The following is a 23,872-nucleotide window of genomic DNA, read 5'->3' as shown; positions in this document are numbered from 1 at the left end:
ACTAATGGAGGAAATATCCTCAAATTGTTGAATTATAAATTATACAAAAATTAGGAGGGTGAATTACATGGGGAGAGTAATAGGGTTTGAATTAAATAGTCAGGAGCCTGAAAAAGCCGCTAAGTTTTATGCCGAGGTTTTTGGCTGGGAGGTAGCTGCGCCTAATTGGCAATATTGGGCTGTCACAACTCGGGATGATAGTAAAGCAGGGATTAACGGTGGTATTGCTAAGGGGCCACATGACTATCCTTTTGGAACACGTATTCAAATTGAAGTGGATTGTATCGATGAAGCTATTTCCAAAGCTAAACAAAATGGTGCTATCATAGTTCGTGACAAAATAGAGTTCGATGAGTTTTATCTTGCCTATATGGTAGATCCAACGGGGCTTGGTTTCGGATTAATTCAAAACAAATAATCTATTTAATAAGTCTCTGCAAACAATTGCGGAGGCTTTTTTTGTAATTAGATTGGAAATAATATCTAAAAAGTATATGATAAATGAGAAAGAGGGGGAAAGACATGAAACAAATGATAAAAATGGTGTGTGCGCTATTAATAGCTGTTTGGTTAATACCGCTTGAAGGCGCATATGCAGCAAGCTTCAAAGATTTACCCAAGGATAATACATTGATAACGGAAATTGATTACTTAGTGGAAAAAAGAATTATTAATGGCTATCCGAATAACCTATTTAAACCGAATACATATGTAACGAGATCACAGGTAGCTGTTATGCTAACACGTGCATTAGGGTTACAGACAACGAATGTAAAAAATCCGAACTATAAGGATGTACCTTCTACACATCCTTATTATAAAGAAATTGCGGCAGTACAAAATGCTGGCATTTTCGGTTCGGCACAGAAATTTAATCCGAGTGCAACTCTTTCAAGGGGGGACATGGCGATTGTACTCCAAAGAGCATTTAAATTAAAGGGATCTGAACCTTATTATTTTTCTGATGTGACAGAGAAGACAAGGGGCTATAAGGAAATCTCTGCTATTGCCAATAATAATATAATAAGAGGCTATGATGATAGTTCATTTAAGCCTAATAAACCTTTAACGCGAGCTCATTTTTCAGCATTTTTAGCCCGTACATTAACGCTATCGAATGCGAATTTGTTAAAAGACACGGCGTTTGACTACACGTATAAGTATTATTCAATAAATGACAAAAAACAATATACATTAAAATATCAGTTTAGTCACAATGACGAAAAGAATGATGTGTGGAATGTAAAAGATTTGAAATCAAATAAGGTATTTAAAGATGAGCTGCTATTTAGCGACGGTGAGTTTTATGGCCAAGGATTTGCCGCTGAGTATAGTGGACATTACGATTTATATTTAAGATTACCTCTTAGGATTGGCGTGATTTTGCATGAGGATGAAGGAGGGGTAATTTCAGGAATCCGAAATACTGTAAAAGCAACAAATGGTACTGTTCAAGCAGGTGGTGTCAATTATCATAATGTTATTGTTTTGGAAGAAACGAACTATTACAGTGGTGGAGTATGGACATATTACTTTGTCGATGGTATCGGTTTAGTCAAAGAGCTTTATAATGATGTCGTTGTTTATGAGCTACTTGATCGTACAGCCGTTTAAATGTAAGCAAGTCTCCTATTAGTGAGGAGACTTGCTTTTGTTATGGAGAACTAGTCTAGTGAAATATGAAAAAAACGATGAAGTGCTTGTCGCCATTCCTTTTCACTATGAGTAGTATAAGTTGTTAAGGAGTACCCCTCGTATATTCGAAATTCGTTGTTAAGCATTGTATGTCGACCGCGAGGAGTACGAATCATAGCAATTTTATTTTCTTGTTTAGAAAGTCGTGGTGCAAACTTTGCATCATTAGCATCATCAAAAAAACTATAAAGTAAACGCCAATTATTCTTTGTTAGTTCGTACAGCATCCAGCCGTTCGCTTCATCTCGTTCAATTTTATAAAGTTCTTTACCTTCACGATGTTGATGCCCAGCTATAAGTGGAACTGGCTTACAAGGAGCTAGTGCGCCTACGCCAACATCTGAAATATATGATTGGCCATCGAAATTGACAAGCAATAGCTGATGCATAGGTACATCCTCAATAGGCGTATCTGCGTCATTGTTGCGCCAAAACTGAGCATAGCGATTGGTTACAGAAAAGCCAAGTTCGCGAAGTAGCCAGCTAAATAAAATATTTAGCTCAAAGCAATTGCCTCCGCGTTGTTGAATAATAATTTTTTGAAAAAGGTCAGGGATAGCGAAGGAGATGCCGTGTTTCAAGGCAACATCTAGGTTCTCATAAGGAATGCTATGTAGATGTCTTGTTTGGAGCTGACCAAGTAGCTTAATAGATGGCTCTAAAGATCCTTGAAATTGAATTAGCTTTAAATATTGCTGTATTTGTGAATTCATAAAATCGCCTCACTTCCTCTATTAAATAACATAACCGAAATGGCTTGAGAATACACGTGAATATTAAAAAGAAAATAATAGAAAAGTAGGTAAATAACTTGTAAAATGAAAATATTAGCTATTATAAAGAGAAATATTTCCTGTTATTATAGTTAATAATAATGATTGTAAGGTAGGTATACGAATGACAAGCGATATGAAATGGATAGAAGTAAATTCATACGATGAAATGAGCGAAGTAGCAGCGGATATTTTCACTAAACAATTACAAGCAAAACCAACAAGTATTTTAGGATTAGCAACGGGTGGTTCTCCCGTAGGCATGTATAAAGAATTAGTGAAACGTCAACAAGCTGGGAATATATCTTTTAACGACGTGATTACTTTTAACTTAGACGAATATGTAGGTCTTGAACAATCGAGTCCGGCTAGTTATTGGACATTTATGCATGAGAATCTATTCAATTATGTAGATATTAAAGAAGAAAATATACATTTACCAAATGGTAAGGCAGAGAATTTAGATGCAGAGTGTGTAGCTTATGATGCTCGAATCAAAGAAGCGGGCGGCATTGATCTTCAGCTACTAGGCATTGGCGTGAACGGACATATTGGCTTTAACGAACCAGGCACATCTTTCGATTCAAAAACTAATATTGTAGAGTTAACGGAATCTACACGCACAGAAAATGCAATTTATTTTGATGATTTTAAGGATGTACCGACACATGCTATTACAATGGGCATTCAATCTATCATGAATGCCAAGGAAATTGTGCTAATTGCATTCGGTGAAAAAAAACTGGAGGCTATCGAAAAATTAAAAAGTGGTATCATCACTGAAGATTTCCCGGCAAGCCAATTATTAAATCATCCAAATGTAACGATTATTTACGGCGGAACAAAATAGAAATTCAGCGGAGACTTTTTATTATTTGAAGTCTACGCTTTTTTATATTGAAATTAAGTGACGGATAGTAGAGCCAAGGTGACGGATGGAAGAGCTCAAGCGGTGGATAGAAATCAGAGCGACGGATGGAAGAGACAAAATCTTGGATAGAGCAATCGAAAGCGTGGAAAGAAAAGGCAAAGCGGAAAAAGGAGCCAAGGTGACGGATAGAATCATCAGAACAACGGAAAGAAGAGCCAAGGCGACGGATGGAAACTAGAGCGACGGAAAGAGGAGTTGAAGTGACGGATAGAACAGTCTAAGTCGTGGATAGAACCGTCAAAATCATGGATAGAAAAGGCAAAGCGGAAAGAAGAGGCAAAGCGACGGATAGAAAGGCGAGAGCGACGGAAAGAAGGGCCGAAGTGACGGATGGAAACTAGAGCGACGGAAAGAAGAGCCGAAGTGACGGATGGAAAGGCGAGAGCGATGGAAAGAAGAGGCAAAGCGACGGATGGAAAGGCGAGGGCGACGGATAGAATAGACAAAATCGTGGATAGAGCAATCAAAATCGTGGAAAGAAAAGGCGAAAAAAGAGCCAAGGTGACGGATGGAGCAGTCTAAGTCGTGGATAGCCCCGTCAAAATCGTGGATAGCCCCGTCAAAGTTATGGATAGAACGTAAAAAGGGAGGAGCATTCACCCTGAGTTCAGATAATCAATGCTACAATATAATCTATATGCTAGAATAAGAAAAACTTTATAGGAGGGGTTAGAGTGAAAAGCACCGTACCACATTTACAAAAGGGCGATACAGTTGGTCTTGTGGCTTTATCCAGTCCAGCACAGCCCGAAAAGCTAGGAGATGCTATAGCCTTTCTTGAAGAGCTGGGGCTAAACTATATAATTGGGGATACCATTCAGGCAAAGCAGGATTACCTAGCAGGTAGTGATGAAGAGCGTTTGGCCGACTTTCATGAGATGGTGAGAAATCCAGAGGTGAAGGCTATTTTTTGTGTTAAGGGGGGCTATGGCTCTGCCCGAATTGCGGAGAAGATTGATTATGGACTACTTGAGGAAAATCCGAAAATCTTCTGGGGCTTCTCTGATCTTACATATTTACATTGCGCGATTAACGAATATGCTAATTTGGTGACTTTTCATGGACCGTTACTTATGTCTGTAAAAAGAATAGATGATTTATCAAAGAAAATGTTTTTACAGCTATTTTCACCGATGGAATTACAGTATACGGAGGATATTTCTCCATTAACAACGATTGCACCTGGTGTTGCTCGCGGTCAGATTATTGGTGGGAATTTACGTCGCCTTGTTAACACATTAGGGACAAAATTTGAAGTTCGTACGGAAGGGCGCATTTTATTGATTGAGGAGCTTGGAGAAACTATTCCAAGTATCGATGCGATGCTGCAGCAATTAAAACAGGCGAGAAAGCTTGAGCAATTGGCTGGTGTTATGATCGGTTCCTTTACGCAAACGGAAGCGGATGAAACAGCTCTATTTACTTTAATGAAGGATTATTTTGCGGATTTAGATGTTCCGGTTGTAGCTGGCTTTAGAATTGGTCATGATTCAACGAATATAGCCATTCCATTAGGTGTAGATGCTATATTAGATGCACAGGAAAAGACATTGAGGATTTTACCTGGTGTGCATTGAAAGAAGCGCTTAGCACTTTATATAGTGCTGAGCGCTTTCTTTTGGTTTTAATAAGGCTCTGTATCATGCCCTTTATTTGCTGCATCTTTAGGGGCTTCATCACCATCAATATTGCCAAGTGGCTTTGATGAAGACGAATTATTTTGAGCTTTTTGTAATCCTTCTTTTAACAAGCGACCATACTCCTCGTCTGCTTCCTCTGCTAATGCAATCATTGTTTCTTGAATGGCTTTATTACAGACAGCTAAATCACGAATTAAATTTTCAAGCAGTTCTTCACGCTCCCATTGCTCAAAATTGCGATATGTTTCGCCTGCTTGCTTCGTATTGCTTTGGCGGTCAATGGATTCACGAACGAGATTGCCTTCCACATGTGGTGTATGTTCCTTAGCCTTCTGAGTGGCCTCTTTTAAACCATTTAACATTGAAGGCTCATAGTTAATATGAGGATTTTGCCCCGGAGCTAAATCTCGCTTAAACAACATTTGACCACCATTTTGATTGGTAGCTACTCGCTTTTTAGGAGCATTAATAGGAAGTTGTAAATAGTTTGCACCTACACGATGACGCTGTGTGTCAGAGTAGGAGAAAGTGCGCCCCTGTAGCATTTTATCGTCTGAGAAATCCAATCCGTCCACAAGCACTCCTGTTCCAAATGTAGCCTGTTCAACCTCAGCAAAATAATCTTCTGGATTTTTATTTAACACCATCTTCCCAATTGGATACCACGGGAATTGATCATTAGGCCAAAGCTTCGTATCATCTAATGGATCAAAATCGAGCTCGGGATGTGGACCATCCTCCATAATTTGAACGTTAAGCTCCCACTCAGGGTAATCCTCATTTTCAATGGCATCGTATAAATCCTGTGTGGCATGATTGAAGTTTTTCTTTTGGATTTCTTCTGCTTCTTTTTGGGTTAAGTTTTTAATACCCTGTAAAGGTTCCCAATGATACTTTACAAGGACGGCTTTGCCTTCACTATTGACCCATTTATACGTGTTGACACCAGAGCCTTGCATCATTCGATAATTAGCGGGAATACCCCAAGGCGAATAAACGAATGTCACCATATGGAAGGATTCTGGTGAGCTTGCACAGAAATCAAAAAAGCGTTCAACGTCCTGAATATTTGTAATCGGATCAGGTTTAAAGGCATGAATCATATCAGGGAATTTCATAGCATCGCGGATAAAGAAGATTTTTAAATTATTGCCAACTAAATCCCAGTTACCATCCTCAGTATAGAATTTAACAGCAAAGCCTCGTGGATCACGTAATGTTTCTGGTGAATGGCCACCATGAATAACTGTTGAGAAGCGCACAAAAACAGGCGTCTGCTTCCCCTTATCCTGAAATACTTTTGCCCTTGTATACTTAGAAATAGGATCATCTCCGACAACACCGTATGTCTCAAAATAGCCATGTGCCCCTGCACCCCGCGCATGAACAACACGCTCAGGAACTCTTTCACGGTCAAAGTGACTTATTTTTTCTATAAAATCATAGTTTTCAAGGGTTGCGGGTCCTCGATTACTGACAGTTCGTATATTTTGATTGTTAGTAATTGGATGCCCTTGGCGATTTGTCAAAGTCATGTCATGCTCGTTTGTGGAATCGTGTTGGTTTGTCATTGTTTAACCCCCTTCTTTGGATATAGTCATTCTGTCCATGTTAGGAGAGAACTAGTCATGAAAAACTCTCTTCCACACTAGGTGGAAGAGAGTGAATGGTTGCTGTAATTTAGGGATTTTCGTATGCACTAAAAAGCTCTCCTACATACAAGATGTAAGAGAGCTATTGGATGGCGTTTTCAAATAATTGTCAAGTGTTTGAGTATGGCCATTGCTTATAGTTGGTTATTAGTCATGGGTCATACGATAACAGGTAACTTGTCATTGGTTTCGTGTAAGTTAGCTCCAAAAGCTAGTTTTGAAAACAGCACATCCAACTCGGTTTGGAGTCTCACCGCCCCGAGATTAGAAATAACGAGAATCATCGAAGTTAATTTCAATACTATAATTCTTTGCATTGATAAGATTCGATAATTTATGGGCATCTTTTTCTAGTGTAATCGCACGCTCACGGTACTCATCTGGCTCATACATCGCAATTTCATAAAGCATTGTATTTTCACCATAACCCATGCGTACACTCTCTTTTTCATGCATGCTAAACTCTTTGCACAGCTCGACATCTGCGCGGAGTTGTGTAGCAAGCTCAATTGCTTCAACTAATGCCAGCTTTTCACCTTTAAAGTCTACTGTGTTTTTTATATTGGCTTCATATACTAAACGATCTAATGTACGAACATCGAGACGTACTTGAGCTAATTCAGCTTCAATTACTTTCATTGCACGATTACTAGTTTTAGGCGCTTGTCCTTTTTCGACAGTTACAAAAGCGCTACGATGTAGTTCGCTAACAAGCTCTTGAACCTTTTTTGCTAAAATACTTTTTAGCTTAACGGCTTCTGCAAGATTAATCATTTAAAACACGTCCTTTACAATGTAGTAGATGGTACTGCGTTTGTTAATAGGGCTATTTTATAATCGCCGCTATGAACTTGATTAAACATCTTACCAGCAGATGCAAGGAGCTCTTGTGCATTTTCGTCTGACAATGATGGGCGGAGGTAGAAAATATGTAGAGCCTCGATCGTTTCCTCTGAAACTGCCGTACGTAAAGAATCGACAAACGGTGACCCAAATGCTCCTTCAGCATCATAGCTGTAAAGGATATTCTTCAATGAATTAAAACGACCATTTAAGCCCTCATAGCCAGTATCCTCGTTGCCAAGTGCAATGTCTATATTGCCTTGTAGTTTAGCTACATCATATAAGCCAACTGGCATCTCATATTGAAGGGAGAAGAAATTATTTAAATCAACACCAGAGTGAAGGGGTGTTAAATAATTTTGTTTACTAATTCGGCGCATTAAGCTTTCTGCCGAATGACGATAGCGGTTCGGATCTGCGCCAAGCTTTTTCCAAAGTTGTCGCCATTCTGCGATACCCTCTCGTTGCGTTACAGGACTATCTTGCATCTCTAAAAAGAGGTTTTCCTGATACAATTGCATACGGCCTTTAATCATTTGAGGCGATTCTGCAACGACAATTTTGGTATAATGAATAATGCCGATTTTTAGCTCGGGATGTTGTGTCAATAGAGATTGATTAATTGAAATTTCCATAAAACATCACCTACTTTATCTATTTCTATTATTGTATCATGTAAGGAGTTGGAAATAAAATGAACATACATGACCTACAACGTGAATTTGTGGCGTATGCAATGTCCATTGGTGTAGACAAAATTGGCTTTACAACAGCAGCTCCATTTACAGAATTAAAAAATAGACTGCGCCGTCAGCAAGAACTTGGCTATCAGTCTGGCTTTGAAGAAAGCGATGTTGAAAAACGTACCGAACCCCTACAATTGTTAGAAGGAGCAGAGAGCATAGTGGCAATCGCTGTAGCCTATCCGTCGCGCATGCAAAATGCACCTGTTGGCAAGAAGGGGGCAAGACGCGGAATTTTTTGCCGTGCTTCCTGGGGTGTCGATTATCATAAAGCATTACGTGAACGCTTGAAATTATTATCAGCCTGGCTCGAGGAGCGCATAGAAGGAGCGCGTATTGAATCAATGGTAGATACAGGTGCACTTGTTGATAGAGCAGTTGCAGAACGTGCAGGAATAGGCTGGAGCGGAAAAAACTGCTCGATTATTACGCCTGAGTTCGGTTCTTATGTATATTTAGGAGAGCTTATTACGAATATCCCTTTTGCACCTGATAAGCCGATGGAGGATGAATGCGGGGATTGCCGTTTATGTTTAGATGTTTGTCCAACAGGCGCGTTAATCGAGGGAGGACAACTAGACTCGCAACGTTGTATAGCCTTTTTAACGCAAACTAAAGGAATGCTACCTGATGAGTTTCGTACCCATATTGGTAATCGTTTGTATGGCTGTGATACATGTCAGACCGTATGTCCAAAGAATAAAGGCAAGATTAACTGGATACATGAGGAATTTAAGCCTGATCCAGAGCTTGCAAAGCCATTACTTGTACCACTTTTAACGATTTCAAATCGTGAATTCAAAGAAAAGTTTGGACATGTTTCTGGTTCATGGCGGGGGAAAAAGCCAATTCAACGCAATGCTATTTTGGCACTTGCACATTTTAATGAAGAAGCTGCGGTACCAGATTTAGTCGCACTTCTAGAAAAGGATGAACGACCTGTAATTCGAGGAACAGCCGCATGGGCTTTAGGTAAGATAGGCGGGGAGCAGGCCCAATCTGCATTACGTGAGGCAAATGCAAAAGAGCAAGACGAGGAAGTACTCGTTGAAATTAATAAAGGTTTACAATTTTTTAGTTAAGGAAGTGTACCGTTATGCCATTGCATATCGTTTTATATCAACCAGAAATTCCAGCAAATACAGGAAATATTGCACGCACATGTGCTGGTACAAATACATCACTACATTTAATTCGTCCTCTTGGCTTTTCCACAGACGATAAAATGCTAAAACGTGCAGGCTTAGATTATTGGCATAGTGTGAATGTCGTGTATCACGATTCGTTAGAGGATTTTTTAGAGGCATCCAAAAATGGTGACGTGTATTTAATTGAGACATATAGTGAAGAGCCATTTACGACACATGATTTTAGTGATAAAGATCGTGATATTTACTTTATGTTTGGTAAGGAAACGACTGGCCTGCCAAAGGATTTTGCATATGAGCGACGAGATATGTGTTTACGAATTCCACAGAGTGAGCATGTTCGTTCACTCAATTTATCGAATACAGCAGCCATTGTTATTTATGAAGCGTTGCGTCAACAAGGCTATCCAGGATTACATTAAAAAAGCAGTTCTCCCGTAGAGGAGAGCTGCTTTTGCTTTTTCGTCAGACGTGAAGGAATTCTGCAAGCGCCGGAAAGAATCTCGCGAAACCCATCAAGTGCCGGATACAATCCTCAAACTGACGGATAGTACGTCACATCACGCTTAAAATTTCAATAACACAACGATACCAGATGGGTCCTCTGTTTGGAATCCTCCATCTATTTCAGTAACAGGTGCACCAATTGCACGTAGATTTTCTTTCATTTTTGCTGCTTGCTCTTCATTATCTAGACGCAATGAAAATGTTTTTAAGCCAACCTGATGTTCACCAAGCTTTGGTGCGTTTTCAGAGTGCCAGGTGTTTAAACCGATATGATGATGATAGCGGCCAGTTGAGATGAATAAAGCTTGTGTGCCATAGCGAGTGACAATGTCAAATCCTAACCCTTTTGTATAAAACTCCTCTGCGGCAGCTAAATTAGAAACAGATAGATGAATATGTCCCATAACCGTATTAGCTGGTAGGCCATTCCATTTACCATCGCCTTCCTCTAATATAGAACGGATTTTAAGAGGTTCAGTCACCATATGCACTTGGTCGAAATGCCAAGTCCATTCATTTTCAGGGCGATCCGCATAAACCTCTATACCATTATTATCAGGATCATTTAAATAAAGTGCTTCACTTACATCATGGTCAGATGCTCCGAAGTACACGCCACTGTTATGGAAATGAGTAATAATATTTGCTAAATCACGACGAGTAGGTAATAAAATTGCAAAGTGATAAAGTCCAGTAGTTAAGCTCGTTTTTTCTTCTACTGTTTCAGGTTGGATGATAGTCAGTAAAGCTGTTTTGCCATCAGCTGTTAGAGTGGCTCTTTGTGATTCCTGCTGTAAAACTTTAAAGCCAATTACCTCCTGATAATAAGTTAATGAACGTTGTAAATCACTCACTTTAATTTCAACATTTGTGACATATGTGTTAGGTTTTTCATGAAAATGCATCGTAATTACCTCCGAATTCAAGTTATCATTAATTATCAACTTACTTTATGTAAGTAAGTTTATTTTATAAAGTACAGTTTGTCAAGTAAATATATTGTTCCAAAAAATAAGAGAAGTAACCGAAGCGGATAATCGTACGCCCCCGGGAAGCTCTGCTCTGCAAGAAAGCGAAGCGTCAACTACGAATGTTTTATCTGTGCGATAGCAACAAAGCGTCGTAACGGAAATCCCAACTCGCTTTACAAAAGAGCCAACTTACCTAAAAAGACTTGCTGTAAAAAACAAAAAAATCACTAAGCATCTGTTATGCTTAGTGATTTTCTTGAGGTATTATTTGTCTGATCTGTAGTCGCCTTCGTAACCAGCAGTGAAAATTGCAGTTAAAAACGCAACAGTTACACCAATAATTAATAATAAACTCATGGAAGAACCCTCCTCATGTTTATAAAGACATCTCTTTTTAGTATAGCCTATCCATTATAAAAATGAAACGATATAGAGGAATAAAATATGTCAGAAATGGTTCAGAAATAACTATTTCGGGAAAACTATAAGAGAGGTGATAAAAATGGAAAAAAAGGTTCCAAATATCGAAAACGGTACAATGGCTAGAAATTTTAAAGATCTAAAGGATTTAGGAAAGCAGATGGAGCACTTGCGTGATGGTCTAGAGCTCGTAGAAGATGAGCGAATTCCAGACCCTATTCAAGTAGATGATTATGAAGAAGAAGCAAAAGATCAGTAAGAGATTACCCTGGAAATTTTCCTTATTTTCTTAAAACCAATTTTTTGTATAATGGAACTAGGAAAAGAAAGGGGTTGTTATTCTTGGATTTACAATCAACAAAAACATTAGCAAATGGTGTGGAAATGCCTCGCTTTGGCTTAGGTGTTTATAAAATGACAGAGCGTAATGAGACATTGCAGGCTATTGATAAAGCTTTAAAGTTTGGCTACCGAGCAATTGATACGGCTTCTCTATATGGTAATGAGGCTGAAGTAGGCGAAGCTATTCGTCACTCAGGCATAAAACGTGAGGATATTTTTGTGACGACAAAGGTTTGGAATAATGACCAAGGCTATGATGAGACATTACGAGCTTTTGAAGTTTCATTGAAAAAGTTAAATATGGACTATTTAGATTTATATTTAACGCATTGGGCAGTACCAGAAACATTTGAAGAAACATATAAAGCAATTGAACGTTTATATGATGAAAAATTAATTCGTGCAACAGGTGTCTCAAATCACCATGAGCATCATTTACAAAAGCTATTAGCTAAAGCAAATATTGCACCAATGGTCAATCAAGTAGAGGTGCATCCTTATTTACAGCAGGACGCATTACGAGCATTTTGTAGTGAGCAAGGAATTGCTGTTACTGCATGGTCTCCATTAGGTCGAGGTGGAGTACTTGATGATCCAATAATTACGGAAATTGGTCAAGAAATAGGAAAGACAGCTGCACAGGTAGTGCTGCGTTGGCATTTACAAAATGATACAATTATTATTCCTAAATCTGTGACACCAAGTCGTATTGAGGAAAACGCACAGATCTTTGATTTTGAACTAACACTAGCTCAAATGGATAAAATAGCAGCATTAAATCGCAATCAACGATTTGGGCAGGACCCAGATAACTTTAAATTTAATTTCTAATAGAGCGCTTTCGCACTAAAAATATCTGTTGCTAAAATTTCCATTTGTATCACTCTAGATTAGAGCTATATGCAGAAGATATACACAAAGTGAAATGGTTGATTGGAGTGGAGGCTGGGCGACTCCTTGGGGATTAGCGTCACAGATGAGACCCTGGAGCGAGCATCGCGAGTGAAGCGGCTCATCGGACGCCCCCAGGAAAGCGCCCAGCCGGAACGGAAATCAACCCTCGCTTTGCTGAAGAGCCATACTTTATTTGATAGCACACCTTAATTTCATTGACATAATAGTGTTTCAACAACATGAAATCCCGCTCTCTACTTAGAGAAGCGGGATTTTTGTTAATAAATTATTTAGATTCTTTTACAAAAGGAATGTAGTTAGAAAGCATTTTTGCCATATGTGCACGTGTCGCGTTGTTACCAGGCATGAATTTGCCGTTTACGCCGCTGACAATCTTTAAGTCTTTCATAAGTGCAATAGCATTTTGAGTTTCAGCGTTGTATTTAGAAATATCACTGAAATCAGCTTTTAAACCAGTTTTCTCATCATTTTGTAGATTGTATGCACGAGCAAACATTAATGCAAGTTGAGCACGAGTTACTTTTGTATTAGGATTGAATTTACCATTCACACCTTTTACAATTCCTGCTTCAGCAAGTGCTGTAATTTCTTTTTGAGTTGCAGGATTTACATTCGCAATATCAGAGAATGTTGCTTGGCCTTTTGCTTCAAGTTTCAAGGCACGTGCGATAAATGATGCAGCTTGCGCGCGCGTTAGGTTTGCGTTTGGTGAATATGTTGTTGCAGTAGTACCTTTTGTTAAATCACGGTAATAAAGGTCACGAACATAACCTTCTGTTTCCGAACCTTTTGTGATATCAGTAAATGGAATGGTTGCGATAATACGTCCTTCTACTTTTGCATCAACTTTTTTCAGTGTAACTAAGTGATCGATAAACATCTCATAGTCAATCGTACCAGGTTCACTTACACGGCCATCCTCATAAACTTTTTTCAGTGTATCATAGCCGTCTTGTCCTTGAGCAACAAATGTATTTGTTGCACCTTTATAATAGGCTGCTTTATCAAGCTCTTTACCATTTAATTTAATAGATTTTACACGTTTACCAGCAGGTGCCTTTCCATCAAATTCTACTTGTAAACCTGAGAAGTGTAGGAAGCCGCCAGCTTCTTTCGGAAATTCTTTTACACTTTGTTCAACAATATCATAGATTTCAGCACCTGTTACTTTTACGATGCCAAGTGCATTACCGAACGACATTACTTCTAAAACTTCACCCATAGTAATATCTCCAGCGTCAATACTTGAGCGGATACCTCCACCATTTTGGAAGGCAAATTGTACTTCAGGATCAATTTTTTTTGCTCCAGCAAGCATACCATCAGTAATTAAGTTACCAAGATTTGTTTCTCCAGCACGCACACCCCAAAGGCCACGATCACCATTTAGTCGTGAAACAGCTGTGCTGCCTATTGATTGATTTTTGATTTTTGAAACTTGTTCTTTATATGGTGCTAAAATAGCTTCGGCCTCAGCGTCAGCTTCTACAGACTTTAAAGGATGTAATTGACCAATGTAGTCGACAATGGCCCCGTTATCGTCGAATGTTAAGTCAAGTTCACCTAAATTTTCACTATATTGACCTGTTTGTACGACAATTGTAGGGTCCTTAAATGATGTTTCAGCCTTCACAGGTTTGTCTAATTTAGTATGGGAATGACCGCCAACGATTACATCAATGCCTTCTACAGCCTGCGCTAGTAATAGGTCATTATCCCATTCTTTTGAGTCATTGAAGCCGATGTGTGTTAATGCGATAATTTTGTTAACACCTTGTTTTTCAAGTTCTGCTACTGCTTTTTTGGCAGAGTCGATATAGTTAGCAAATTGAACGTTAGCAACACTTGAAATCGAAGGTGTTTCTTCCGTTGTTAAGCTGAAAATACCTACTTGTTCTCCATCGATTTCTTTAATGATACCGTCATAAATTTTACCGTTTTCGAAGTCTTTCGTGACTGTTTTGAATTGTAACCCTTCAAATAAAGATTCCTTTGAAAAATCTAAGTTACTTCCTAGTAATGGAAACTCTGCACCCTTAACGAATTTAGCAAGTGCAGCATGTCCTTCTGGGCGTGATCCTAAATCGAACTCATGGTTTCCAAAAGTCATGGCATCATAACCCATTAAGTTCATTAACTTCATATCCGCTTCTCCAGCAAATTCGTTAAAGTATAAAGTACCAGAGAAAACGTCACCTGCATCTAAAAGAAGTGAATTTTTATTAGCAGCACGTAGTTCTTTAACTTTTGTTGCACGTTTTGTAGCTTCCTCAGGGTGTGAATGCGTATCATTTGAGTGTAGAACTGTTAATTTGAAACCATCTTTCGAAGTTGTTGGTGTCGTTTCTGCTGCATGTGCGGCAAAACCAGGTGTAGCTAGTAAACTAGCAACTAGAGTTGTTGCTGCAATACTTTTAACCCATTTCATCAATAAATTCCCCCTTATATTAGTCAGATGACTGACAATTTAATCTAATTCTATCATGAAAGAAATCTATCGTCATTACCAATAATGGAAATGTATATTAAAATTACTGTAAAAAATAAATGAAAGAAATGTAAAATAATATATTTGTACTTTTTTAGAATAATAAGTAAATAGATTAAAGTATTTGCTCTCATCTCTATAAAGTGGGGGTGATTTCCGTTCTGGCTGGACGATTTGTTGCTGACGCTACGCTTTCGCATAGATAAAACAATTGTTGCTGACGCTACGCTTTCGCACAGATAAAACAATTGTGGCTGTCGCTTCGCTTTCGCACAGATAAAACAATTGTGGCTGTCGCTTCGCTTACTGGGGCTTCTGATATGTCGCCAGTCATTCCTTCAATCAACTTATATAAAAAAACTGCACTTCCTATTGTTAGATATTCAACAATGGGAAGTGCAGGGTAACAATTATTCCTCGTCCTTTACAACGATTTGTTTATTTAAAAATGGGTGCTCGAATTCCAATTGAATAGCATGGAGCTCATAATCACCACTTGCTGTTTCTCTTGCTCCATACATTGTATCACCTATAATTGGATGCCCAAGATGTGCTAAATGTACGCGGATTTGATGTGTTCTTCCTGTTTCAAGAATTAGGTGGACAACGCAAGAGCTTTTATAGCGAGCTACAACTTCATAGTGTGTCACTGCATGCTGACCAGTTTTTGAAACGACACGTCTTGTTGCATGATGTCGGTCTTTACCGATTGCTTCAGAAATTGTACCAGAGGAAGAACGTAAATTCCCTTGGACCTCTGCAGCGTATGTTCGAATAATGGTTTTTTCCTCAATCATACGGTCAAAGATTGATTTTGCTAAAGGATGTTTTGCTACAAGTAACAAACCCTGTGTCCCTTTATCTAAACGATGGACATGCTCTGCATAAGTACCGCCTTGCTCTTTAATATGTGCCATAACATGGTTCATACAAGTGTGGGTATCACGTGCATCATTTGGATGCGTCGACATGCCTTTTGGTTTAGAAGCGATTAAACAATGATCATCCTCATAGACGATATCAATTGCACAAACTGGTGTCGGTTGATAATTAGATGTCGGTATCGGGAATGTAAACTTTATTACTGTCCCAACCTGTAGTGGATCATTCCACTGGATAGGCTCTCCATCAATTGTTGTGATAGCCTTCGCCATTCGTAATTCATGGACTAACTTTTTACCGAGTCGCCATTGATTGCGTAATAGGTCCTCGACTGTTAAATTATCCGTATTTATTTCATAGTGAAACATAATTCTTCCTCCGTAGAAAAGACCGTATTCCATTTGTAGAACACGGTCTCGTAATTAATTTGCTGTTTTAGCAGCCTTCATTACATAAAAGCTTGCCCCTGCAATTAAAATAAATGCAGTTAGCGCTAAAAATGGGATTGTGATAAAACCAAACCAGTTAATATATTGACCAGTACACGAAACCATTCCACAAGAAGGAGCAGTATCAGCTAAAAAACTAAGCTTTTGAATACCATAATGGTAAAGTGATATACTGCCTCCCATAATGGCAAAAACAGCGGTTGTTACAGCAATACGTGCATTTTTTTGAATAAAGGCAATCGTTGTCATAATGACTATTGGATACATGAAAATTCGTTGGAACCAACACATTTTACAAGGTTCATAATGACGGATGTCAGAAAAGTATAAGGAACCCAATGTTGCAACGGCAGAGACAATCCAAATAAATAATAAGCCATTCTCTACTTTTTTAGACATATAAATTCTCTCCTTAGTATAACCATGTACTTGTTCGATTATAGATGTTCTAGTTTTATATGTAAATCAACTTACCCAAAATAAGGGGTTATCACCAAAACGTGTGGTTGATTTCCGTTCCGACTGGGCGCTTTGTTGCTGCCGCTTCGCTTTCGCACAGAAAACATTTGCCGCTGACGCTTCGCTTTCGCGCAGAGCAAAGCTTCCTGGGGGCGTCCGATGAGCCGCTTCACTCGCGTTGCTCGCTCCAGGGTCTCGGGCCAACAGATGTTTTTTGCGCGAAAGCGTAGTGCTAACGTAGCGGCAGCAGCACCGATGTTGGTCACGAAGGCGTTATCACAGGATGTGATAACGCCTTCGTTCCCCTATCGCTAATCCCCAAGGAGTCGCCCAGTCTCCACTCCAATCAACTTATTACATAGTAAACGTTTTAACAAAAGTCATCCACAACTTTTGGTGATGAAGCAAAATAGGGTATGTTTTTATGAAAAATTTCAGTCGAAAGTATGAATGGCTTAGGCACACGTTCCAGACTTTGAAATGTTATCATTGAATTAGTAATGCCAAAGAAGAGGTGTTTTTGTGAGGGAGAATGATCATTCCAATATTGGTATTTTAAAAGAGATTGCAGAGTTATTAAACGAAGAGACTGAAATGGTGTCCATGTTACAGGGAGCACTTGAGAAATTTTTAAATGGCACAAATTTTGAAACAGGCTGGATTTTTTTTATCGATGAAAAAGGGCGGTCAGAGGTTGTTGTCCATGTCAATTTACCTGAGGCACTAGAGCATAAAAATTGCCATTATTTAAAAAAGGGAGGCTGCTGGTGTGTTTCTCGCTATCGTAATGAGGAATTAAAAAAAGCCTCAAATATTATTGAATGTCAACGTATTGAAAGTGCGATTGCAGCAAATGTTGGCGATCATGAAGGGATTACACATCATGCGACAGTACCTCTGCAATCTGGACAAGAGCGTTTTGGTGTCTTAAATGTTGCATCGAAGGATACAGTGCGTTTTTCCGAGGAAGAGCTAGCATTACTTGAATCGGTTGCATTTCAGATGGGATCAGCCATTAAGCGTATTTTACTAACGAAGCAGGAGCAGGAAATGGCACTTGTGAAGGAGCGCAATCGCCTAGCAAGAGATTTACATGACTCCGTGAATCAGTTACTTTTTTCGGTTACATTAACGGCGAGAGCTGGCATTGAAATGACAAACGATAGTGATGTGAAGGAAACGTTTAAGGAGATTCAGCACTTAACGCAGGATGCTTTAACAGAAATGCGTGCTCTCATTTGGCAACTACGCCCCAAAGGATTAGAAAATGGTTTACTTGAGGCGATTAAAGTATATGCTGAAATGCTTGGCTTAAAGCTTCATGTAACGGTCTCTGGTGTACTGCAATTCCCATCACGTATCGAAGAGACATTATTTCGAGTAGCCCAAGAAGCACTTAATAATGTTCGTCGTCATGCGGGTGTGCTGGAGGCTGCTCTTTATATTACGGTTACTTCTACAGATATTTTACTTGTTATTCGTGATGAGGGACGAGGCTTCGTCATCGATCATAACACGAAGCTACTTTCGATAGGCTTACAATCCATAAAGGATCGTGCAAAATCAGTTGGTGGCAAAGCTGACTGGGTTAGTGAAATTGGCAAAGGAACTGAGCTGTTAATCCGCTTGCCGTATTAGGGGGGAAGAGTATGATACGTGTTTTAATCGCAGATGACCATCATGTAGTGCGTCGTGGATTATTATTTTTCTTAAAAACACAGAAAGATATTGAAGTTGTAGGAGAAGCGAAAAATGGACTTGAGGCAGTAGCTTTAGCAGAAAGTATACAGCCAGATATTATACTCATGGACTTGGTGATGCCTGAAATGGACGGGATTCAGGCAACGAAGCGCATTAAAGCGAAGTTTCCGCAAATAGAAATTCTAATGCTGACAAGCTTCTCAGACCGTGATCATGTAGTGCCTGCAATGGAGGCAGGAGCTGCAGGCTATCAGTTGAAAGATATTGAACCTGATGAGCTGGTATTGTCCATTCGTCGTATTATGAGAGGCGAAAATACATTACATCCAGAAGCAACAACGACTCTTGAAATGGACCGTCAAGAATCAGAAAATGCACCTCATGTGTTAAATCCACTAACACCTCGTGAACAGGATGTGCTTGCGGAGCTTACAAAAGGGAAAAGTAATCGAGAGATTGCATCCTCTTTATTCGTTACAGAAAAAACAGTGAAAACTCATATTTCTAATATTTTCACCAAGCTACAAGTACAGGATCGAACACAGGCGGCTCTTTATGCAGTGAAGCACGGGCTGACAGAGGGTAGCAGTGTATAAATATAAAAAATAAGTAAAACGGCGAGTTCCTACAAATTGTAGTAGCCCGTCGTTTTTTAATGAATGATATTTTCATTTATTTTAACTTCTTGCAGCGATTTTTTTGTAGCGAAAGCGGAGCGTCAGCTACAGAAGTTTTTGTTTTATAGCATATATTGACTTAAATAAAACTCAAAAAATACTTAAAATAGAAAGAGAATTAATTAATACGCAATTTGCATAGGACAAATAGAATTTATCGTAAAGGAGTACAATTATGAAATTAGAGCGTCTTTTAACGATGACAATGATTTTAATAAATCGTAAAAAGGTGACAGCCCAGGAGCTTGCCGATTTATTTAATGTATCCGTTCGTACTATTTATCGAGATATTGAAACGTTGAGCTGTGCAGGGGTTCCTGTTATTAGCCAGCAGGGGGTTCATGGTGGGATTAGTTTGATTGATGGCTACCGTGTGGATAAGCAGGTGCTAACGAAGGACGAGCTTACGTCACTTTCTATTGCCATTAAAAGTGCATTAACAACATACGAGGATTCACATGCTGAAGCGGTACTTGAAAAATTAACAGGTGTTGCGGGTGAGGAAGTAAAACAATCGATTGACCAACTGTTTATTGACCTTAGTCCTTGGGGGCCAAATGTTATTTTCAAGGAACAAATTACTTTATTAAAGAAGGCAATTGAACGCGAGCAGTGTGTAAGCTTTACGTATTCTACTACACATGGTCATATAACAAGACGATTATTAGAGCCGCATACTTTAGTACAAAAGGGAAAAGTTTGGTATGTTTATGGCTTTTGCACATTGAGGGGAGATTTTCGCTTATTTAAAATTTCAAGAATGAAGGATATACAAGAAGAGATGATGACGTTTCAGCGCAGGGAAGTCAACTTATCTGAACTCCCATGGGATAAAGAGTGGCATCACCCTCAAAATGTAGTAAACCTTATGTTATCTTTCGATTCTGCCATCACGACATTAGTAGAAGAATCATTTGGGGCCGAGCATGTAGATAATGAGAATTTAACTATTAACATTGCATTACCTGAGGATGAATGGCTTTATGGTTTTCTTCTTAGCTTTGGTCATCGTTTAAAAGTTTTAGAACCTCTCCATATACGTGAGATTGTAGTAAAGCGAGCCCAGGAAATTGTAGAGTTGTATAAAGAAATGTAACTTCTTTCAATTGATGACATACAGATGTCAGGTTTCCTTTGTTATAGTCATAACAAATAGGACGAAGGGTGGATTTAATGATGCAAAGTTATTGTCAAAGCTGTGGAATGCCATTAGTGGATGAGGCATTACTTGGTACAGAAAAAGAAGGATACAAAAGTGAGGACTATTGCACGTATTGTTATGAAGTAGGAGAGTTCAAACAGCCAAATCTAACAGTTGAAGAAATGATCGATTTTTGTGTACCACATTTAAAGGAAGATGGCATGGCGGAAGAGGAAGCACGCCAAATGTTGACGTCTTTTTTACCAAGCTTAAAGAGATGGAGAAAGCATGATATACCAGAACCTGTTGTGATGAATAAAGAATCATTTCAAATCGTAGGAATTTCAGCGCGAACAAGCAATGCGAATGAAATGACTGCTCAAGCAAAAATCCCACAATTATGGTCGAATTTTTATCAGCAAAATGTTGTAGGACAGGTAGCTAATGCAGTAAATCAAGTAACGTATGGCTTGTATTCTGATTATGAAACAGATGTTAACGGAGAGTATGCCATTACACTTGGATTAGAAGTATTAGCTACTGACGAAATTCCTGAGGGTATGGTCGTTAAAACGGTGCCAGCTGCTAAATACTTAGTGTTTACTTCTGACAAAGGTCCATTTGAAGAAGTTGTTGTAAAAGCATGGCAGGATGTCTGGGCTTGGTTCGCAAGCTCAGGTGTAGAGCGAACATACACAGGTGACTTTGAAATGTATGATGAACGATGTGCCAACCCTCAAGAAGCGCAGGTCGATATTTATATTGCAGTTAAATAGTTTAATGACAAATGTATACGTTTTGGTCTATGCTTGCTGTTGAAGTTCAAAACCTAAACATTAAAAACAAGTCTCTTACCAATCAATCGGTAGGAGACTTGTCGTCATTTTCTGGAGGAACCTCTATTTCTGGCTCAATATGGACGAGTACCTGGCAGAAGGAATTTTCACGAGTAATGGTTTTTTCAATTTCCTCTGTAATGCGATGACTTTCAAAGACATTTAAATAAGGATCAACGGTTACTGTTACGTCTATAAAATGCATATTGCCATGCGCACGGCCTTTAAAGTCTATAAGGTTGATCACGCCATCAACATTGCGGATTAAAACGGATAATGTTTCAACTTCATCAACATCAAAGGCATCTGTGAGGCTTTGAACGGCCTCCCAAAAGATTTCTACAGCTGTTTTAATAATCAGAAGTGCGACGAGTAGAGCAGTTATTGTATCGATAATAGGGAAGCCAAAAATAGCGCCAAAAATCCCGATGGCTGTACCGATACTGACAAGGGCATCTGAGCGATTATCGTAGGCTGCAGCTTTAACGGCAGCACTTTTTATTTTTTTGGATAATGCCAGATTATAGCGGTACACGATATACATCACGACTGCGCTGCCGATTGCCACAAAGGCTGTTAATAATGATGGTGCAGTGCCAGTTGGCTCCCATAGACTTTTTATCGAAATGATGAGTACCTGTAAGCCAACAATTAGCATAATGAACGATGCAACAAGTGAAGCAACAGTTTCAGCACGTAAATGTCCGTATTGGTGATTAGAGTCAGGTGGTATTTGGGCAATCCGTAAACCAATTAATACCGCAATAGATGCGACAATATCAGTAGTATTGTTAAGTCCATCTGCTTTGAGTGCTTCCGATGTTCCGATATAGCCAATCGTTAATTTTATTGAGCTCAGTATTAAATATGTGCCGATGGATAACCAGGCACCTTTTTCCCCTTGACGTAAATTTGTATAGAGCTCCATTTTGTTTCCTCCTAGCAAAACTTTCGGGCATTATAAAACGACCCCCTTCTCGTGTAAGGGAGTCGTTTTTTTCATATATTTATTTTTTCAAGTAGAAGCTTTCAGCGCTTGTCCTTGTGTAAGTACAAAGCTGAATCCGGTGCAATTATGCCGAGACATAATTGATTTTTAGGCAGTTACTAATCGTTGTCATTTGATAAATCACGTTCAGGTAATTTCAGAACTTCTAAGTATAAAATATGGTGACCATCTAATTCTTTTGCGATAAATTCATAACCTTGTTCTTCAATACTGTCTCCTTCAACCGCATCAAAGCGCATTGTCATGAACCAACCACCGATTGTATCAATATCATCATCATCTATGTCAGTACCTAGCATATCATTAACATTTTCTACTAGCATCTTCGCATCTAAAATAAAGTGATCTTCTGCAATTTCCTGAACCTCTGGAATTTCATCTTCATCGAATTCATCTTGAATGTCACCGACAATTTCCTCAATAATATCTTCAATCGTAACTAGACCAGATGTTCCGCCATATTCATCCATTAAAATAGCCATATGAATGCGCTCACGCTGTATTTTTAGTAACAAATCGTTAATTTGCGTTGTTTCCATTACGCGAATAATTGGCTGCATATAGTCAATTACTTGCTTATCACCATTTGCCGGGTCTTTAATGTAAGCAGTTAATAAATGCTTCATATTGACTAAGCCGATAATATGGTCTTTATCACCATCTATAATTGGGTAACGGGTATATTGCTCAACGCCCATTAAATCGAATACTTCTTTAATCGTTAGCTCTTTATCAATACCGACGATTTCAGTTCGTGGGACCATGATTTCTTTCGCAAGACGATCAGAGAACTCAAAAATACTGTTCACATATTCATATTCTGAAGTATTAATTTCTCCACCTTTTAAACTATCCGACAAAATCATTCGTAACTCTTCTTCAGTATGGGCTACGTCTGATTCTGACATCATTTTCAAGCCGAAAAGACCAGTTAAGCCACGTGCAGATCCATTCAATAGCTTAATGATTGGATACGTAATGTTGTGGAATAAAATTAATGGGCCAGAAAGGTTTAATGTTACAAATTCTGCTTTTTGGATGGCAAGTGTTTTTGGTGCCAATTCCCCCATAACTACATGCATAAACGTTACAATTGAGAATGCAAGTATAAATGAAAGGATAGTCGTAAAATTTTCACTCAAATTTAGAAATTCAAACACTGGATTCAAGATAATTTTGAATGTAGGTTCACCTAGCCAACCTAGACCTAAAGCAGTGATTGTAATACCTAATTGACACGCAGATAGGTATTCATCTAAATCTGAAATTACACGTTTTGCATTTTTTGCTTTTTTATTACCTTCAGCAAGCAATTGATCAATACGTGTCGATCTTACTTTAACGATTGCAAATTCGGTTGCAACGAAAAATCCTGTCATTATTATTAGTAGGGCAAATGCCACCAACCTTATGGTTATTTCCATTATGTCTCCGTCCAAATAATTCCTTTGTCCCCGCCCGAATGAGGGAGGTAAACAAAGTGTACACCTCCTATGATTTAAAAAATTGTTGAATGATTTAATCATAAAATATTTACAGGCAAAACACAAATATTGACAACATTTTTTTTTTACGTGATTTTCACACCGTAATTGAAAAAATTAAATAATTTCAAACACCAAAAGATTGAAAATAGAAATTTGTTATGCT

The 23,872-nt window shown here is 38.7% G+C and carries 23 protein-coding genes; 13 read left to right on the top strand and 10 right to left on the bottom strand.

Annotated elements, in window-relative coordinates:
• Positions 1–67: 67 nt before the first annotated feature.
• Together MWJ95_RS22470 and MWJ95_RS22465 are read left to right on the top strand one after the other, a co-directional pair.
• Complete coding sequence (locus tag MWJ95_RS22470; protein ID WP_249107276.1) at positions 68–418, top strand: VOC family protein; 351 nt, start codon at positions 68–70, stop codon at positions 416–418.
• Between the two features lie 104 nt (positions 419–522).
• Positions 523–1,614 (top strand): S-layer homology domain-containing protein, encoded by a 1,092-nt coding sequence (locus MWJ95_RS22465; protein WP_249107275.1) that lies wholly within the window; start codon positions 523–525, stop codon positions 1,612–1,614.
• A gap of 50 nt (positions 1,615–1,664) precedes the next feature.
• On the opposite strand, the gene MWJ95_RS22460 is transcribed toward MWJ95_RS22465, so the two are convergent.
• On the bottom strand, positions 1,665–2,408 hold the full coding sequence (locus MWJ95_RS22460) for an arylamine N-acetyltransferase family protein (RefSeq protein ID WP_249076090.1): 744 nt from the start codon (positions 2,406–2,408) through the stop codon (positions 1,665–1,667).
• A 196-nt stretch (positions 2,409–2,604) separates the two neighbouring features.
• Here MWJ95_RS22460 and nagB point away from each other — a divergent pair, with 196 nt between their 5' ends.
• The 3 genes from nagB to MWJ95_RS22445 all read left to right on the top strand — a co-directional run bounded on the left by nagB (position 2,605) and on the right by MWJ95_RS22445 (position 4,976).
• Positions 2,605–3,318: a glucosamine-6-phosphate deaminase gene (gene nagB / locus MWJ95_RS22455; RefSeq protein WP_249076123.1), complete on the top strand. Its 714-nt coding sequence runs from the start codon at positions 2,605–2,607 to the stop codon at positions 3,316–3,318.
• A 411-nt stretch (positions 3,319–3,729) separates the two neighbouring features.
• A complete protein-coding gene (locus MWJ95_RS22450; protein ID WP_249076091.1) occupies positions 3,730–3,921 on the top strand; it encodes a hypothetical protein in 192 nt (63 codons plus the stop codon).
• Positions 3,922–4,073: 152 nt separating this feature from the next.
• Positions 4,074–4,976 (top strand): S66 peptidase family protein, encoded by a 903-nt coding sequence (locus MWJ95_RS22445; protein WP_249076092.1) that lies wholly within the window; start codon positions 4,074–4,076, stop codon positions 4,974–4,976.
• 47 nt (positions 4,977–5,023) lie between these two features.
• On the opposite strand, the gene MWJ95_RS22440 is transcribed toward MWJ95_RS22445, so the two are convergent.
• The 3 genes from MWJ95_RS22440 to MWJ95_RS22430 form a co-directional block, all read right to left on the bottom strand.
• Positions 5,024–6,610 carry a catalase gene (locus MWJ95_RS22440; protein WP_249076093.1) on the bottom strand — a complete coding sequence of 529 codons (1,587 nt, stop codon included), beginning with the start codon at positions 6,608–6,610 and terminating at the stop codon, positions 5,024–5,026.
• A 345-nt stretch (positions 6,611–6,955) separates the two neighbouring features.
• Entirely contained in the window at positions 6,956–7,465 is a 510-nt protein-coding gene (locus MWJ95_RS22435) for a hypothetical protein (protein WP_249076094.1), read from the bottom strand.
• A gap of 14 nt (positions 7,466–7,479) precedes the next feature.
• Positions 7,480–8,169 (bottom strand): B3/B4 domain-containing protein, encoded by a 690-nt coding sequence (locus tag MWJ95_RS22430; protein ID WP_249107274.1) that lies wholly within the window; start codon positions 8,167–8,169, stop codon positions 7,480–7,482.
• Positions 8,170–8,228: 59 nt separating this feature from the next.
• Here MWJ95_RS22430 and queG point away from each other — a divergent pair, with 59 nt between their 5' ends.
• Entirely contained in the window at positions 8,229–9,359 is a 1,131-nt protein-coding gene (gene queG / locus MWJ95_RS22425) for a tRNA epoxyqueuosine(34) reductase QueG (RefSeq protein ID WP_249076096.1), read from the top strand.
• A gap of 14 nt (positions 9,360–9,373) precedes the next feature.
• A complete protein-coding gene (gene trmL / locus MWJ95_RS22420) occupies positions 9,374–9,847 on the top strand; it encodes a tRNA (uridine(34)/cytosine(34)/5-carboxymethylaminomethyluridine(34)-2'-O)-methyltransferase TrmL (protein WP_053485736.1) in 474 nt (157 codons plus the stop codon).
• A gap of 144 nt (positions 9,848–9,991) precedes the next feature.
• On the opposite strand, the gene MWJ95_RS22415 is transcribed toward trmL, so the two are convergent.
• Positions 9,992–10,837: a VOC family protein gene (locus tag MWJ95_RS22415; RefSeq protein ID WP_249107273.1), complete on the bottom strand. Its 846-nt coding sequence runs from the start codon at positions 10,835–10,837 to the stop codon at positions 9,992–9,994.
• A gap of 568 nt (positions 10,838–11,405) precedes the next feature.
• Here MWJ95_RS22415 and MWJ95_RS22410 point away from each other — a divergent pair.
• Together MWJ95_RS22410 and MWJ95_RS22405 are read left to right on the top strand one after the other, a co-directional pair.
• On the top strand, positions 11,406–11,582 hold the full coding sequence (locus MWJ95_RS22410) for a hypothetical protein (RefSeq protein WP_249076098.1): 177 nt from the start codon (positions 11,406–11,408) through the stop codon (positions 11,580–11,582).
• Between the two features lie 83 nt (positions 11,583–11,665).
• A complete protein-coding gene (locus tag MWJ95_RS22405) occupies positions 11,666–12,496 on the top strand; it encodes an aldo/keto reductase (RefSeq protein WP_283175805.1) in 831 nt (276 codons plus the stop codon).
• Positions 12,497–12,845: 349 nt separating this feature from the next.
• Here MWJ95_RS22405 and MWJ95_RS22400 read toward each other — a convergent pair whose 3' ends face one another.
• The 3 genes from MWJ95_RS22400 to MWJ95_RS22390 form a co-directional block, all read right to left on the bottom strand.
• Positions 12,846–15,008: a 5'-nucleotidase C-terminal domain-containing protein gene (locus tag MWJ95_RS22400; protein ID WP_249076099.1), complete on the bottom strand. Its 2,163-nt coding sequence runs from the start codon at positions 15,006–15,008 to the stop codon at positions 12,846–12,848.
• Between the two features lie 470 nt (positions 15,009–15,478).
• A complete protein-coding gene (locus tag MWJ95_RS22395; protein WP_249107272.1) occupies positions 15,479–16,318 on the bottom strand; it encodes an RluA family pseudouridine synthase in 840 nt (279 codons plus the stop codon).
• Positions 16,319–16,372: 54 nt separating this feature from the next.
• Complete coding sequence (locus tag MWJ95_RS22390; RefSeq protein WP_249076101.1) at positions 16,373–16,798, bottom strand: disulfide oxidoreductase; 426 nt, start codon at positions 16,796–16,798, stop codon at positions 16,373–16,375.
• Between the two features lie 582 nt (positions 16,799–17,380).
• Here MWJ95_RS22390 and MWJ95_RS22385 point away from each other — a divergent pair.
• The 4 genes from MWJ95_RS22385 (at position 17,381) to MWJ95_RS22370 (ending at position 21,153) form a co-directional block, all read left to right on the top strand.
• A complete protein-coding gene (locus MWJ95_RS22385; protein WP_249076102.1) occupies positions 17,381–18,496 on the top strand; it encodes a GAF domain-containing sensor histidine kinase in 1,116 nt (371 codons plus the stop codon).
• A gap of 11 nt (positions 18,497–18,507) precedes the next feature.
• Positions 18,508–19,155: a response regulator gene (locus MWJ95_RS22380; RefSeq protein WP_249076103.1), complete on the top strand. Its 648-nt coding sequence runs from the start codon at positions 18,508–18,510 to the stop codon at positions 19,153–19,155.
• Positions 19,156–19,411: 256 nt separating this feature from the next.
• The gene (locus MWJ95_RS22375; RefSeq protein WP_249076104.1) at positions 19,412–20,332 is read left to right on the top strand and encodes a helix-turn-helix transcriptional regulator; all 921 of its coding nucleotides are present in this window, start codon (positions 19,412–19,414) and stop codon (positions 20,330–20,332) included.
• Positions 20,333–20,409: 77 nt separating this feature from the next.
• A complete protein-coding gene (locus MWJ95_RS22370; RefSeq protein WP_308221954.1) occupies positions 20,410–21,153 on the top strand; it encodes an effector binding domain-containing protein in 744 nt (247 codons plus the stop codon).
• Between the two features lie 82 nt (positions 21,154–21,235).
• On the opposite strand, the gene MWJ95_RS22365 is transcribed toward MWJ95_RS22370, so the two are convergent.
• On the bottom strand, positions 21,236–22,141 hold the full coding sequence (locus MWJ95_RS22365; protein ID WP_249076105.1) for a cation diffusion facilitator family transporter: 906 nt from the start codon (positions 22,139–22,141) through the stop codon (positions 21,236–21,238).
• A 179-nt stretch (positions 22,142–22,320) separates the two neighbouring features.
• Positions 22,321–23,646, bottom strand: coding sequence for a hemolysin family protein (locus tag MWJ95_RS22360; RefSeq protein ID WP_249076106.1), 1,326 nt, complete (start codon positions 23,644–23,646; stop codon positions 22,321–22,323).
• Positions 23,647–23,872 lie beyond the last annotated feature (226 nt).

Source organism: Lysinibacillus sp. Bpr_S20 (assembly GCF_023337835.1).
Taxonomy (GTDB): Bacteria; Bacillota; Bacilli; order Bacillales_A; family Planococcaceae; genus Lysinibacillus.
This window is presented reverse-complemented; position numbering and strand designations above follow the sequence as displayed.

Bases quoted from the DNA above. Each gene is read 5' to 3' on its own strand.
- MWJ95_RS22465 (WP_249107275.1), top strand. From the start codon at position 523: ATGAAACAAATGATAAAAATGGTGTGTGCGCTATTAATAGCTGTTTGG.
- MWJ95_RS22460 (WP_249076090.1), bottom strand. From the start codon at position 2,408: ATGAATTCACAAATACAGCAATATTTAAAGCTAATTCAATTTCAAGGA.
- MWJ95_RS22430 (WP_249107274.1), bottom strand. From the start codon at position 8,169: ATGGAAATTTCAATTAATCAATCTCTATTGACACAACATCCCGAGCTA.
- MWJ95_RS22395 (WP_249107272.1), bottom strand. From the start codon at position 16,318: ATGTTTCACTATGAAATAAATACGGATAATTTAACAGTCGAGGACCTA.
- MWJ95_RS22470 (WP_249107276.1), top strand. From the start codon at position 68: ATGGGGAGAGTAATAGGGTTTGAATTAAATAGTCAGGAGCCTGAAAAA.
- MWJ95_RS22380 (WP_249076103.1), top strand. From the start codon at position 18,508: ATGATACGTGTTTTAATCGCAGATGACCATCATGTAGTGCGTCGTGGA.
- MWJ95_RS22365 (WP_249076105.1), bottom strand. From the start codon at position 22,141: ATGGAGCTCTATACAAATTTACGTCAAGGGGAAAAAGGTGCCTGGTTA.
- MWJ95_RS22450 (WP_249076091.1), top strand. From the start codon at position 3,730: ATGGAAACTAGAGCGACGGAAAGAAGAGCCGAAGTGACGGATGGAAAG.
- queG (WP_249076096.1), top strand. From the start codon at position 8,229: ATGAACATACATGACCTACAACGTGAATTTGTGGCGTATGCAATGTCC.
- trmL (WP_053485736.1), top strand. From the start codon at position 9,374: ATGCCATTGCATATCGTTTTATATCAACCAGAAATTCCAGCAAATACA.
- MWJ95_RS22415 (WP_249107273.1), bottom strand. From the start codon at position 10,837: ATGCATTTTCATGAAAAACCTAACACATATGTCACAAATGTTGAAATT.
- nagB (WP_249076123.1), top strand. From the start codon at position 2,605: ATGAAATGGATAGAAGTAAATTCATACGATGAAATGAGCGAAGTAGCA.
- MWJ95_RS22375 (WP_249076104.1), top strand. From the start codon at position 19,412: ATGAAATTAGAGCGTCTTTTAACGATGACAATGATTTTAATAAATCGT.
- MWJ95_RS22440 (WP_249076093.1), bottom strand. From the start codon at position 6,610: ATGACAAACCAACACGATTCCACAAACGAGCATGACATGACTTTGACA.
- MWJ95_RS22410 (WP_249076098.1), top strand. From the start codon at position 11,406: ATGGAAAAAAAGGTTCCAAATATCGAAAACGGTACAATGGCTAGAAAT.
- MWJ95_RS22390 (WP_249076101.1), bottom strand. From the start codon at position 16,798: ATGTCTAAAAAAGTAGAGAATGGCTTATTATTTATTTGGATTGTCTCT.
- MWJ95_RS22370 (WP_308221954.1), top strand. From the start codon at position 20,410: ATGATGCAAAGTTATTGTCAAAGCTGTGGAATGCCATTAGTGGATGAG.
- MWJ95_RS22400 (WP_249076099.1), bottom strand. From the start codon at position 15,008: ATGAAATGGGTTAAAAGTATTGCAGCAACAACTCTAGTTGCTAGTTTA.
- MWJ95_RS22360 (WP_249076106.1), bottom strand. From the start codon at position 23,646: ATGGAAATAACCATAAGGTTGGTGGCATTTGCCCTACTAATAATAATG.
- MWJ95_RS22435 (WP_249076094.1), bottom strand. From the start codon at position 7,465: ATGATTAATCTTGCAGAAGCCGTTAAGCTAAAAAGTATTTTAGCAAAA.